This is a genomic window from Prevotella sp. P5-64, assembly GCF_002251285.1.
In the GTDB taxonomy this organism is placed as follows: Bacteria; Bacteroidota; Bacteroidia; order Bacteroidales; family Bacteroidaceae; genus Prevotella.
In genome coordinates, this window is the sequence record NZ_NPJK01000038.1 from 1 (window position 1) to 13408 (window position 13408).

Sequence of the window (13408 nt, forward strand, 5' to 3'; positions counted from 1 at the left end):
ATCGTGGGGTAAGGGGATGGTGGCTACATATTGATGTTGTGCTGTTGCTTTTTACTGAAAGCTGCTACTAACGACTCATAAATCTACCCTTAATCGTGTATTGGATGATAGTTGCGGATTTTAGGATATAAACTTTCATCTTCTTAATGTTTATTTGATTACTTCCAATTAAACTCCTCGATTCCAAGTATCTCAAGTCCCAAGTATTTCCATGCTTCCTTATCAAAGTTTGGCGTGTATCTTGCCATAGTTCGTAAGACGGATTCTTCCTATTTATCACGGTAAGTATTGTTGAAGGTCAATGCCTGCTCCCATATAGAAACAGGTTCTTCGCAAGGGTCGAGTTGATAGAATATAGTTCCGATACGCTCAAGATTATAACCTTCATCCTTACACATATCCAACGTCAAACTGTGATTGTCCAAAGGAAAGCCATAGAACCCATCACTAATTAAACCACATGGCGAGGCAAGACATAAAGCTCCCATTTCGTATCCATTAGGTTCTTTTACCAGCACAACATCGCCAGTGAACATCCTACTACCATTGCTGTCATCATAACCTGTGTCTATTCCTGCAAAGATAGAACGCAACGTATAGCCACGTCCTTCACAAGAATGTCCGAAGTAGTCTTCTACAATGTCAGGATTATGGTCTTCTTCAAATTCTTCACTCTGTTGCCAAACATACAGACCGCCATCTTCCCAAAAGAAGAAGTCACCAAAGTCGGCATAACCGAATCTGTTCTTGTCAATAACATAGCGTATGCGCAGACGAGGATAATTCTTCTTAACTCCAAGTCCTATTTCGCCCTTATGCTTGTTACATAGAAATGACAAGAGTTCCTCGTTAAGTACTTTCGGTATAAATCCATAATAGAGTTTCCTTGATTCTTCCATAATAGTAGTATAATTAATTCAAATGCAAAGATACGCATTAGGTGTGTCAATATACTTTACAGGATAAAATTTTCTTCATCACCTGCTTCCAAGCCGAACGCAGCCTTGGCGAAAGCGGTTCACAACTGATCATTTCAAGTGTTTGGCGCAGTTCATCAAGCAATTCGGACCAGTATTTCATCTGCTCGTAGGCAAGTTTGATGCACTGCGCCCTTATTGCATAGGGCGACTTGGGGTCGGCAAACAGCCAAACATTGTCGTCGACAGCGAAATGGGTAAACGTCCAAAGCGCATTGACAGCCACAAGGCGGTCGTCGTCAAGCATAAGCTGATAAAGCAGTTCCTTTAAACCCTTAAATTAGCAGACTTATAATAAAGAATATCTGACATATGGCAAAGGTAAATATAAAATCTGAGAAAATCACTCCTTTCGGAGGCATTTATTACGCAAACAAGGCTTTTTATGCGCTTTCACTTGACAAAGTCATCAACGTTTGTCTTCCACTTTACCGCCGTATGCGCCAAATGGACAAGGACGGCAAGAAGATGGTGGCTGAATTTGTATACCGGCATGCCGTATGACAAACTTTCTCTCTAACGAATAATCAACCAAATACACACTTTTTCTAACGAAAAAGAGACATTCTGCAAGAGCTTTTAGGGATAATATCCACTAAAGCTACTTACAGATTGTCTCACTACTAACCGGATTGCTTAACGCAACTAAAACTACATTTATTCAGAATATTTCATTCAATCTTCAAAGTCTTAGTCATTCCAAAAATCGCCGCGACCAGTATGTCCGTCACCATTTTCCTCATCAAAGAGAGAAGAGTCACGTTTTGGGGCAAACCCACATCCTATCTGTCCACCTTCGCTTCCACAAAGAAGAGACTCGATTCTAACTTTATACACATTGACTTCCGGCTTAATATAACTTTTCATATTTCCTTGGTTTCTTATTTGATAAATTTCTTTCCATTATGAATATACACTCCTTTGACAGGACGTGACACCTTTACTCCCTGAAGGGTATAGAACGATGCGTTGCCGTCTGTACTATTCGGCTTGACTTCTGTTATAGCAGTAGTGCTTCCGCCATTATCTTCGTCATCGAAGACAATAGCCATCTTGGCAAGCGACTGATTATTCAGGTCCGTCTCATTTCCGAGAAACTGTCCGTTAAAATCGATATACCCGAACTTCTTTCCTACCCCACCGTCTACAACAGCATTTGCCGGAATACTCAGGTAAGCCTTGTTGGCATCGCTTCTACCATTCTGCGTAAGGCGGAAGAAACCGATATGGTCGTCTCCTGTCCCATTCTGCTTGTAATAGTTAGTGGAATGGAAGTTTGCAAGACCGAAGAAACGATGGAGTATTTTTCCATCAGCATCGGTATCAGCATTTCCGAGATTGTCGATAGCCATAACTGTCGGCTTGAGATAGTTGTTCCATTCTTGACCGGCATACTCGTCTGCCTTTGTCCACACTGCCGTGTAATTATCACCTTCTAACGGCATTTCAGCCGGTGCTTCCCTCAAGGAGAAATTCAGTGTGGCATAGTCTGAGAATGATTCTCCCTCAGGCACTTCCCCTACGAGTACCACTCCCATATTTGCCGGAATGTACTTGAGCTGACGAAGATAAACCGTGCCCTGTGATTGTGGGTTTTCTGAATTCTCCGGTTTTCCGTATCTATATGCCTCATACACTTTCACGTTGTCGTCGACAGGTGCCATTGCCACATTGTTGCTGTATGTACGGATAAACTTCCCTACACAATAGGTGAAAGGCATCTTGATGACTTTTGTTTCTGATATGGTATAGCGAGAGATGTCTTTACCATCCTTGTCGAGCTCTGGGTAGAACCTTATCGTCCATATTCCTGCGGGACGGTTCCAGAGGATATCCTTCTTATTAGGAGTTGTGCTTCCGAAGCCCTCCTCATCCTCTCTCGCCGTTTTACGGAACTGCACGTCGTTTGGATCGCCAGCCATACATGAGTGGTTGCCATCATCGGCGGCATCATAAGCAGATCTTGCAAATCCGGTATTGTTTGTAATATTGTTGTCCGTCTCGCCCCAGTTCTGGTCTGCGTCATGGTTGGCAACAAACCTGAAATGCGATTTGGCGTATTTTGCGTCTACAGTAGATATCGTCAGCGAGAAGCAATGCTCGTTGTCATCATACTTCATGTCTCCTGCGGTAGAAGTATACTGCCAATTGCCCGTTGCTGCATCATAAGTTCCTTCCACGGCATCGCCTATCATAGACATGGTTTTTATCAGGGACTCAGCATCGTCAGCATTGCCGTTGATTATCTCTATACTGCCCGACAGACCATAACTGCCGTCTTGCATTGACAAATCGTTATTTCCTTTGTTAGGATTATAGTGTATTCTCTTTATACCCTGCAGATGAAGGGTGAAAGGTTTCTGGTTAGCCCATACCTTGTCACGATACTCGCTGGTAGAATTGTAGTCAACACCTCCGTTGCCGAGGAAGAATAGTTTATCGTGAGTTCCGGAATTGTTGTTTACGCTCTTTGTGGCATGAATATCCGGCGTTGCCGTTTTAGCCTGAGCAAGTGTCCCTGTAGAGGATACGTCATTCACAATATAATCGATTGCCCAATAGCTGTTGGAACCATCAAAATAGAGCGGAGCTTCCATCTTGTCGCTGAATTTTCCCTGGCCACCTGTACGAGTGTCATAGAGCGGCTGCGCCGTAGCCCCTTCCTTGTTGTCAATAAAATAAGTCACACGTGTATTGGCATCATGCTTCACCTGCCAGTCGGAGGGGTTTCCGTCTTTGTCAAGCCTAAAGCTGAAGGTATACATGCCATCGTCGTCTGTCACTCCGTCATTGCGGGTCACGAGATTCCAGTAGTTGTTGCCCTCTGCCATTCTCGCAGAACCGACAAGTGTCTTTGCCCCTGTTGTTCCACAAATAGTTCCCACAGCTTCGTTTGTTGACGGCCATGCGCTGGTATTATCCTTTGCACCATGCAGGTTGAATACCTCGCCCGGTCCGTAAACCATCTTATTGTCATACTCGTCAACAGCAAGAATCTGTGCATGTGCCGTGAGGCATGCCGGGATGCTGAACGAATAGCTCTTGTCCCTTTGCTGTTCGAATTTGAAATACACATGTTTTTTATAGTTTATCGTTGTGCCGTCGCCCCCCGGATTATATTCTCCACCTTTATTATATGGCGAGAAGAAATTGCCCACGAGATAGTAACCCGGTTCGACATCTGTTGCAGGCCCTACAACAGGCCCACCGCTTCCTCCTGTGGAAGTTTTCTTTCCTTCTATCCATACGCGGCGCGTCGCGCCTTCTGTGATGTCCACATTAACCGTGAGATATTCATATTCGCCCGCCGTATAGCTTACTTTCCAGGCTTTATCACTTCCGTTTGATATATTATTATAATAGGTGGGATTTTGTGTTCCTTCCTCGTTTATCGTAAGCGGATCACCATTGACTTCAGGCTGCATCTGATTACTCTCCCCTGACACTCCGATACGGAACCAGAAACTCGTTTCGGGCATGGAAGTGATTTTAAGGGAATACACATTGTCGCCATAAGAAGTGTTCTGAGCAAGCTGATGGTTGCTTGGCACTTTATACTCACCAACGATACCGTTGATTTTTTTGGGCTGTAAGCAGATATACATCTGCTGCCTTCATCTCCAATATTGTCCCAAGCATCAACATAAGGACAAATAGGCTTTTAGTTAATTTTTTCATCTTTTCAGAATTATCGCGTTATTAATAGATATGCTACGTTTTTAGTTAGTAGAGCAGGTCCTGCACATTATGCAGAACCAAGACCATCCTCGTTCTTTGGTTTTTTTCGACTGCAAATATATGTATTTTTGCATTACGCTATATTAGGGAAGATGGAAAATATGGGGAAAAAGTTATGCAAACGTTTGCACCGCCATCGTCTCAACCCTCTGAATAATGCAAGATTTCCAATGAGTTATGCTGTACTGAATCTAACTATGTTGCCAACGGACGACATTGCCTATATAGAAGCTTTTGGCAACTACTGTGACGTGCATCTCTTCAACGGAGAGTCGGTGACGATGACGTTCCAGTTGCACTACTTTGTGGAAGCCTTTAACAAGCTGAAGCAGAATTTCTTTACGCGTGTTGGCAAGAGTCTGATAGTAAACACAAATTATGTTTACGCCATCATACCGCCCAAAACTAACTACTAATACTTTCTTCATTGCTTTTCTATACATAATTAGGCTATGTATATGCCATAAGCAAATCGTTGCAGATGGTTTTTATGAAATGATATAGAAAATGTATAAAACTACACTATAGGTCGTAAATGTAATTTTTGAAGGGCACGGCAGGATTATAATAAAAGAGTCCTGCAAGTCTTTCGACTTACAGGACTCTGTTGCGGAGAGAGGGGGATTCGAACCCCCGATACGCTTTTGGCGTATACACGCTTTCCAGGCGTGCCTCTTAAGCCACTCGAGCATCTCTCCTCTTAGCTCGTGCAAAAGTACGAAAAAACTTTGGTAATCGTGGCTTTTGTCTTGAGTTTTTTTATATTTACCCTATTTTATTCCGAAGATACGTTCTACATTCCTGTTGGTCTGTTGGGCCACCTCGTCATCGCTCACGCCGTAGCTGGCGGCCAGGCAGCGCATTACGTCGGCCACATAGGCACTCTCGTTGCGCTTTCCGCGATGGGGGACGGGCGCCATATAGGGGCTGTCGGTCTCGAGGACGATGCGGCTGAGCGGCACGACGGCGGGGAGGTCATCGCGTAGATGGCTGCTCTTGAAGGTGAGCACTCCGCCGATACCCAGGCTGAACCGCTCGAAGCCGAGGAGCTCCTGGGCTTCGTTCTGGTTGCCGGTAAAGCAGTGGAATACGCCGCCTACCAGTTCCTGCTCATACTTGCGCAGTAGCTTTACCATCTCGTTCTGCCCCTTGCGGCAGTGTATCATCAGTGGCAGCCGATACTCTATTGCCCATTGCACCTGCCGCTCAAAGGCAAGCAACTGCTCGCGTTCATATTCGCGCGACCAGTAGTAGTCGAGGCCCACTTCGCCGATGGCTATAAACTCCTGCTTGCCGTTGCGGTCGGCGTCGAGCATCGTCTGCATCGTGTCGAGCTGGTCTGCCCAGTCTTCGCGCACCTCTTCGGGATGCAGACCTATCATGGGATAGGCGTAGCCGGGGTATTGGTGGCAGACATCGAGCACTGTGGCGACGCTCTTCACGTCGATGGCGGGAATGAAGACGCTGCCTACGCCTGCCGCCTTGGCCCGGGCGATGACCTCGGGCCTGTCGTTGGCAAACTCTTCGCCGTCGAGATGCGTATGTGTATCTATGAATGTTGTCATCAGTACTGGCGTTTCATCATTCGTTCGGCATAGCGTCTCAGTTCTATCTTGCGCGACTCGTCTACGTTTACTGCCTCGAGATAGCGATGACTCTCCGTGAAGTAGAAGGCTATCTTCTCGGTAGCCATTCTATCGATACCAATCTCGTTGTACTGTCTGGTCACAGCCTCAATCTTCTCCTTCGGCCTGTCATTGATGGCGAGCCACTGCTCGAGCTCCTTGCGCTGACTGTCGTTGGCATGGGTAAGAGCATTGATGAGCATGAAGGTCTTCTTGCCGGCGAGGATGTCGCCGCCGATGGCCTTGCCAAACACCTTGGTATCGCCATAGACATCGAGGAAATCGTCCTGCAGCTGGAAGGCCAGTCCTATCTTTTCGCCGAAGCGGTAGAGGTTGTCACAGTCGGCCTCGGGAGCGTCGGCAAGCAGCGCGCCAATCTTCAGCGCGCACGCCAGCAGCACGCTGGTCTTCAGGCGTATCATTTCGATGTACTCTGCCTCTGTTACATCATTGCGCTGCTCGAACTCCATGTCATACTGCTGACCTTCGCCTATCTCCAGAGCCGTCTCGGTGAAGAGGTTGAGCACGTCGGCCAGCTTGTCGCGACGGCACTGGGCCATGCGCTGATAGGCGAGCACCAGCATGGAGTCGCCGCTGAGTATGGCGGTGTTGGCGTCCCAACGGCGGTGCACGGTCATGTGACCGCGGCGCAGGTCGGCATTGTCCATCAGGTCGTCGTGGAGCAGTGTATAGTTGTGGTAGGTCTCCAGGGCGCAGGCGGGCATAAGGATAGACTCAGGGTCGTCCTTGTAGAGATTGTACGCCAGCAGCATGAGCGTGGGACGGATGCGTTTGCCACCCAGAGAGAGTACATACTTGACGGGTTCATAAAGACTAAACGGTTTTCTGTCATAAGGCAGATGCTCAAGGAATTCATTGAACTTGGCAAGAATTTCGTCGGCTGTCATCATAATTATCTTGTTTTAGGGATTCTACAACTGGAACACTATGGGGATGGCGAATAGCGTGCGGCAGGGCTTGTCGTTCTCCTTGCCGGGCTTCCACCGGGGCATTATCTTGACCACGCGCATCGCCTCGCGGTCCAGCAGCGGATGTACCGACTGCTCTATCTTGGGCGAGGATATGCTGCCATCGCGGTTGATGATAAACGACACCACCACCTTGCCCTGTATGCCGCCCCGCTGGGCTTCGGCGGGATAGCAGAGGTTCTGCGTGAGCCATTTGGTGAACGCCTCCATGCCGCCCTCAAACTGTGGAATCTGCTCGACCACCCTGAAGTGGATGGGCTTGTCGTCGGCAGGAGTTTGGGGTATGGCCTCGCTCACATGGGCCTTGTCCGTGAGAGCCTCGTCGCCGCCTGTCACTAAGGTGGGCCCCTCGGCACTGTTGTCTTTGGCCTCGTCGGTCTGCGAGTCCACCTCCTTGTCTACCGCCTTGACCTGTGTGGTCACCGGCTTGTCGGGCTGGGTGGCAGCCATCATGTCTGGCTGGGTGGCGGGAGTCTGCATGTCTATGTCCTGCACCATCTCGTCGAGCGAGTCGTCGGTCGGGTAGGGCTGGGATATAGAGGTGTACTCGAGGGCGACGTAGAGGATGGACAGGGCAAGCACCACACCCAGCAGGAAGCTCGGAAGGCGCTTGCTGTCGATGTCGCCAGAGTTGGTATGAGATGCTTTGTCCATTGTCGGCAATTATTTTGTGTCGTCTGCATTAATTCATATGCAAATTTAACTCAGTTTTTTGAAAAAACTCGTAACTTTGCGAAATAATCAGGTAAATAGATGAAAAAAAGTACATTTACTCTCCTGCTTTTACTGTTAGCTCTGTCATGCCGGGCACAGGAGAGCCAGACAGCATACAACTTTCTGCGACTGCCGGTGAGTGCGCATGCTGCGGCGTTGGGTGGCGACAACATCACGCTGACCGACGACGATGCCTCTCTTGCCTTCCACAATCCCGCCCTGCTTTCATCGGTGAGCGACAAGACCATCGGTTTCAACTATATGAACTACATGTCGGGTGCCAATATGCTCAGTGCATCTTACTCCTTGGTATTGGCAGACCGCGCGTCACTGGGTTTCGGGGCGCAGTACATCAACTATGGAACGATGCGGCGTACCGATGCGAGCAACGTGCAGACTGGCGAGTTCTCCGCCAAAGACCTTGCCCTCTCCGCCACCTTTGCCTATCTGCTTACCGACCGCCTGGCGGGAGGTATCACCGCCCGCATGGTGACGTCGTATATCGGCGACTACAACTCCATTGCGGCTGGATTTGACTTGGGTCTCAACTACTACGACGCCGACCGGGAGTGGTCGCTGTCGCTGGTCGCCAAGAACCTGGGAGGTCAGCTCAAAGCCTACAACGACGACTATGAGTCGATGCCCATCGATGTGCAGCTCGGAGCCAGCAAGCGCATCGAGCATACGCCTTTCCGCATCTCTGCCACGATGGTCGACATGAACCATTGGGATTACAAGTTCATCTACCACTGGGTCTTGGGCGTCGACGTGTTGCTCTCCGATAACATCTACGTGGCCGCTGGATACAATATGCGCCGTGCCAACGAGATGAAGATAGTGAGCGGCGACGACGAAGAGAGCAGCCACGGCGCCGGACTGTCCTTGGGTGCCGGACTGTCACTCGAGCGGTTCAAGATAGGCATCGCCTATGGTAAGTATCATGTGTCGAGCTCGTCGCTCGTCATCAATGCAGCTTATACATTATAATATTATATATATGAAGAAAATTGTGATAGCCATCGACGGCCACTCGTCGTGTGGCAAGAGTACCATGGCCAAAGACCTGGCTCGCGAGATAGGTTATGTCTATGTCGATACGGGCGCCATGTATCGTGCTGTGACCCTCTATGCCCTCCGTGCGGGACTCTTCGGTGCCGACGGCAGCATAGACAGCGAGCGCCTGCAGCAGCTGATGCCGCAGATACAGATTACCTTCAAGTTCAACGCCGAGACAGGACGCCCCGACACCTATCTCAACGGCTCTCTGGTAGAGCGCGAGATACGTTCGATCGAGGTGAGTTCGCATGTGAGCCCCGTGGCCACGCTCGCCTTTGTGCGCTCAGCCATGGTCGAGCAGCAGCAGGCCATGGGTCGCGACAAGGGCATCGTGATGGACGGCCGCGACATCGGCACCACCGTCTTCCCCGATGCCGAACTCAAGATTTTTGTCACCGCCTCGGCCGAGGTGCGTGCCCAGCGCCGTTACGATGAGCTCAAGGCCAAGGGTATGGAGGCCGACTACGACGATATCCTTAAGAATGTGCAGGAGCGCGACTACATCGACTCCCACCGCGAGGTATCTCCACTGCGCCAGGCCGACGATGCCATACTTCTGGACAACAGCCACATGACTATCCCTGAACAGAAGCAGTGGCTCATGGACAAGTATCTCGCCAAAGTCAACGCATAGACGCCATACCATTGCTCTCGGGCATACCGCCACGAGAGATATCCAGGGGAAGAGCCGTTCCCCTGGATTTTTTTTGCCCCAGGCTTTTCCCCCGGCTGCTCTCCCCGCACGTTTCATCCCCGCTATTCTTCCCGTCGCTGATGATGGCTGTGGCGAGTGCGTTTTCCCGTCTTTCATGACAGCCTATCGGCTATCACGGGGCGCCCCGACGCGCAGACGGTCTGCCTCCCCGGAAGAACCAGTCGTGTTGACTTTCTTCTCCATTCGCCATTGCGCTCACAGTGAGCTGCTTTGCGCCCGCCGCGATTGGCTCTCGTGGTTCGTAACGTATGATACGAAGGCTCGTGACATAAGGCACGTGAGCTCGTAACGTATGATACGTGGGCTCGTGCCTATTGATACGAGCCAGCCCAGATGACCTCCTCGCCGCCAGAGTCGGATCCGGCGCGGACATTTCTGATGGCGATGCCGCTGTCGATGCCCTCCCAGCCCACGCCGCTGCCAGCCAAATCTGCCAAACAGACAGCCGGGGCATCCTGCTTGGTCGAGGATGCCCCGGCTGGGGTCATGAGGGCGGCGCTGACAGGCGCTGCTGTAGTATGGGGAACCAGCCCCGATGGCTTAGAGCGCCACGGGCATGATGAAGGTGCGGATGAGGGCATAGGCCATGATGCCGGCGATATAGCCCACAAAGGCTATCCATGTGATGCGGCGCATGTACCATCCGAAGGAGATGCGCTCGAGGCCCATGACCACTACGCCTGCAGCCGAACCGATGATGAGCATCGAGCCGCCCACTCCGGCACAGTAGGCCAGCAGCTGCCAGAAGATGCCGTCGACTGCCATGTCGCCTGTGGGTGCCACGGGATACATGCCCATACATCCTGCCACGAGGGGCACATTGTCGACGATGCTCGACAGCACGCCTATCACGCCGGTGACGAGATAGTGGTTGCCCTGGAATACGTCGTTGAGCGTCTCGCCCAAGGCTACCAGCACGCCGGTCTGCTCGAGACAGGCCACAGCCATGAGGATGCCAAGGAAGAAGAGTATGGTAGAGAGGTCGATGCGCGAGAGCAGCGTAGCCACACGCTTCTGCATGCTCGAGCGGTCGCTCTTCTGGCGCAGATGGCGGTAGAAGACCTCGGTGACGGTCCACAGGGTGCCCAGTACGAGGAGGATGCCCACAAAGGGAGGCAGATGGGTGATGGCCTTGAAGATGGGCACGAAGATGAGTCCGCCTACGCCCACATAGAACACGATGCGGCGCTGCGACTCGGTGAAGTCGAGCTCTGCGGTCTCGGTCTTGGTGCTGTCGTCAGCCTCGGCCAGCGTGCCCTTGAGGGTAAACTGCAGGATAAAGGCGGGCACCACCATCGAGATGAGCGAGGGGATGAGCAGTTCGCTGATTACGCCGAGGGCTGTCACCACGCCCTTGTTCCAGAGCATGATGGTGGTCACGTCGCCTATGGGCGAGAACGCGCCGCCCGAGTTGGCGGCTATGATGACCATCGAGGCGTAGATGATGCGCGTGGGGCGGTCTTCGACCAGCTTGCGCAGTATCATCACCATGACGATGCTGGTGGTGAGGTTGTCCAGTATGGCTGATAGGAAGAATGTGGCGATGCTGATGCGCCATAGCAGCGCTCTCTTGCTGCGGGTCTGCATCACGCCGCGCACCCAGTTGAAGCCACCGTTCTGGTCGACCACCTCGACGATGGTCATCGCTCCCATGAGGAAGAACAGGGTGGTAGAGGTGCTGCCCAGATGGTGCTCGATGACGGCGCTCACCTGGTTGGCGATGTCGGAGCCGCATCCGTTGATGTAGGCTGCCGGGTCTATCATGAACAGCGTCCAGCACGCCACAAACATAAGCAGCGCTATGGCTGCCTTGTTGACACGTGTCAGGCTCTCGAGCGCGATAAGCAGATAGCCGAACACAAAAACGATGATGATTGCAATAGTCAGTGTACTCATTGTTTTTAGTTAAACGTTAATGGATAGATATACTTTAATTGTTAGGATTAGCCTACCTGCCCGCCATCACCGCAGTCCTTGCCGCTGCGGTGGTGGGGTGGGTGTATGAGGGGGTGTGGGCCGTCACGGTCTGTGTCTGGATGGTCTACTTTTCCTCTGCCTTGGTCTTGGGCAGTACCAGATTGAGCACCACGCCGATGACCGCCGACAGACCTATGCCCGAGATGGCAAACGAGCCTCCGGAGAGCACGGCGCCGCCGAGGCCCATAGTGAGCATCACGGAGATGATTATCACGTTGCGCGTGTCGTTCATGTCCACGCGGTGCTGCATCAGGTTCTGCACGCCCACGCTGGCTATGGTGCCGAAGAGCAGCAGCATGATGCCGCCCAGCACGGCCTGGGGGATAGACTGGAGCAGCGCGCTGAGCTTACCCACGACAGAGAAGCAGATGGCGGTAAGGGCAGAGATGCGTATCACGGCCGGGCTGGTCACCTTGGTGATAGACATGGCTCCTGTCACTTCCGAATAGGTGGTCTCGGGAGGTCCTCCAAGAAACGCGGAACACAGACAGGCGAGACCGTCGCCAAGCATGGTGCGGTGGAGACCAGGGTCTTTGACGAAATCCTTGTCTGCCACGGCGCTCACCACATAGACATCGCCGATATGCTCTATCACCGGCGCTATGGCTACGGGCATCATGTAGAGGAAGGGGCTCCAGCTGAAGTGGGTGATAGTGTCAAAAGCCACCGGCATGGCTATCCATGAGGCATTGGCCACGCCCGTGAAGTCGACCTCGCCCATGCACACCGCCACGATATATCCCACTGCCACGCCCGAGAGTATGGGCACCAACTTCATCAGTCCGCGGCAGAGCGTGAGCACCAGTATGGCGGTGATAAGCGATACGAAGGCGAGCAGCCAGTGGTCTTTAGCCATGTTGACGGCACTGCCCGAGAGCGAGAGGCCGATGAGGATAATGACGGGGCCTATCACCACCGGCGGAAAGAGCCTGTCGAGCAGTTTGCGCCCCTGCCACTTGACCAGAGCGCTCATCACAAAGTAGACAAGCGACACGCTGGTGAGTCCGGCTATGGTTCCGGGGAGTCCCCACTGCTGGGTGGCGGCTATGATAGGGGCGATAAAGGCAAACGAGCTGCCCAGAAAGATAGGCACGCGCCCCTTGGTGACAACATGGAAGATGAGGGTGCCCACACCGGCGGTGAAGAGTGCCGTGGCGGGATTGATGCCAATAAGAAGGGGTACCAGCACCGTAGCACCAAAGGCTACGAAGAGAAACTGCACACCCACGATGGTCTTCTTGGCAGGCGATAATTGTTTTGTGTTCATGACAAGTTAGATGATGTTGATTATAAATCTTGGCAAATGTATATGTTTTTTTCTGAACTACATCGCGTTTGCCCTATTTTTTTCCTCCATGGGAAGAATTTTAACCTAAAAACTTGCAGGTTACAGATAAAGAGTGTATTTTTGAATTCCCAAACCAGCCCCATGCCTCTCGCTCAGAAGAGGGGACCGTAGCTCGGAGAGCATCGGTAAGGAGAGGCGGAATGAGCCGCCCCGTGGCTCTGCCGGCAACAGTCGGTCGCCCGCCCAGCCTCTGGCCCGCGCCCGCAAGCATGGCTCCGTCGCCGCGCAACGGGGTGGGGCGCACAGGAGAAGTCACAGAAATGACACAA

General features: G+C 51.7%; 14 protein-coding genes and 1 tRNA gene. 4 read left to right on the top strand and 11 right to left on the bottom strand.

What is annotated here, in order from left to right; genetic code table 11:
- Window positions 1-269 precede the first annotated feature (269 nt).
- Together CIK87_RS07675 and CIK87_RS07680 are read right to left on the bottom strand one after the other, a co-directional pair.
- Window positions 270-899 carry a hypothetical protein gene (locus CIK87_RS07675; RefSeq protein ID WP_094386706.1) on the bottom strand — a complete coding sequence of 210 codons (630 nt, stop codon included), beginning with the start codon at window positions 897-899 and terminating at the stop codon, window positions 270-272.
- Window positions 900-945: 46 nt separating this feature from the next.
- Complete coding sequence (locus CIK87_RS07680; protein ID WP_094386707.1) at window positions 946-1224, bottom strand: hypothetical protein; 279 nt, start codon at window positions 1222-1224, stop codon at window positions 946-948.
- Between the two features lie 65 nt (window positions 1225-1289).
- Here CIK87_RS07680 and CIK87_RS07685 point away from each other — a divergent pair, with 65 nt between their 5' ends.
- Window positions 1290-1481: a hypothetical protein gene (locus tag CIK87_RS07685; RefSeq protein ID WP_094386708.1), complete on the top strand. Its 192-nt coding sequence runs from the start codon at window positions 1290-1292 to the stop codon at window positions 1479-1481.
- A 186-nt stretch (window positions 1482-1667) separates the two neighbouring features.
- Here CIK87_RS07685 and CIK87_RS14365 read toward each other — a convergent pair whose 3' ends face one another.
- Together CIK87_RS14365 and CIK87_RS07690 are read right to left on the bottom strand one after the other, a co-directional pair.
- The gene (locus CIK87_RS14365; RefSeq protein ID WP_158214789.1) at window positions 1668-1844 is read right to left on the bottom strand and encodes a hypothetical protein; all 177 of its coding nucleotides are present in this window, start codon (window positions 1842-1844) and stop codon (window positions 1668-1670) included.
- A gap of 14 nt (window positions 1845-1858) precedes the next feature.
- Entirely contained in the window at window positions 1859-4582 is a 2724-nt protein-coding gene (locus tag CIK87_RS07690; protein ID WP_094386709.1) for a hypothetical protein, read from the bottom strand.
- Window positions 4583-4912: 330 nt separating this feature from the next.
- On the opposite strand from CIK87_RS07690, the gene CIK87_RS07695 reads away from it, so the two are divergent.
- Window positions 4913-5131: a LytTR family DNA-binding domain-containing protein gene (locus CIK87_RS07695; RefSeq protein WP_158214788.1), complete on the top strand. Its 219-nt coding sequence runs from the start codon at window positions 4913-4915 to the stop codon at window positions 5129-5131.
- Between the two features lie 194 nt (window positions 5132-5325).
- Here the strand turns inward: CIK87_RS07695 and CIK87_RS07700 are convergent.
- The 4 genes from CIK87_RS07700 to CIK87_RS07715 form a co-directional block, all read right to left on the bottom strand.
- Window positions 5326-5413 (bottom strand) — tRNA-Ser (locus CIK87_RS07700).
- Between the two features lie 72 nt (window positions 5414-5485).
- On the bottom strand, window positions 5486-6280 hold the full coding sequence (locus tag CIK87_RS07705; RefSeq protein WP_094386711.1) for a TatD family hydrolase: 795 nt from the start codon (window positions 6278-6280) through the stop codon (window positions 5486-5488).
- Window positions 6280-7251 (bottom strand): polyprenyl synthetase family protein, encoded by a 972-nt coding sequence (locus CIK87_RS07710; RefSeq protein ID WP_173823491.1) that lies wholly within the window; start codon window positions 7249-7251, stop codon window positions 6280-6282. The genes CIK87_RS07705 and CIK87_RS07710 overlap by 1 nt, the downstream gene beginning before the upstream one ends.
- A 21-nt stretch (window positions 7252-7272) precedes the next feature.
- A complete protein-coding gene (locus tag CIK87_RS07715; protein ID WP_094386713.1) occupies window positions 7273-7983 on the bottom strand; it encodes an energy transducer TonB in 711 nt (236 codons plus the stop codon).
- A 99-nt stretch (window positions 7984-8082) separates the two neighbouring features.
- On the opposite strand from CIK87_RS07715, the gene porQ reads away from it, so the two are divergent.
- Both porQ and cmk read left to right on the top strand, forming a co-directional pair.
- Window positions 8083-9030, top strand: a complete 948-nt coding sequence (porQ, locus tag CIK87_RS07720; protein WP_094386714.1) for a type IX secretion system protein PorQ — start codon at window positions 8083-8085, stop codon at window positions 9028-9030.
- A 10-nt stretch (window positions 9031-9040) separates the two neighbouring features.
- Entirely contained in the window at window positions 9041-9733 is a 693-nt protein-coding gene (gene cmk, locus CIK87_RS07725; protein ID WP_094386715.1) for a (d)CMP kinase, read from the top strand.
- Window positions 9734-10125: 392 nt separating this feature from the next.
- Here cmk and CIK87_RS14005 read toward each other — a convergent pair whose 3' ends face one another.
- The 3 genes from CIK87_RS14005 to CIK87_RS07735 all read right to left on the bottom strand — a co-directional run bounded on the left by CIK87_RS14005 (window position 10126) and on the right by CIK87_RS07735 (window position 13058).
- Entirely contained in the window at window positions 10126-10302 is a 177-nt protein-coding gene (locus tag CIK87_RS14005; protein ID WP_158216222.1) for a hypothetical protein, read from the bottom strand.
- A gap of 52 nt (window positions 10303-10354) precedes the next feature.
- Window positions 10355-11710: a sodium:proton antiporter NhaD gene (nhaD, locus tag CIK87_RS07730; RefSeq protein ID WP_094386716.1), complete on the bottom strand. Its 1356-nt coding sequence runs from the start codon at window positions 11708-11710 to the stop codon at window positions 10355-10357.
- Between the two features lie 145 nt (window positions 11711-11855).
- Window positions 11856-13058, bottom strand: coding sequence for a uracil-xanthine permease family protein (locus CIK87_RS07735; protein ID WP_094386717.1), 1203 nt, complete (start codon window positions 13056-13058; stop codon window positions 11856-11858).
- Window positions 13059-13408: the final 350 nt, after the last annotated feature.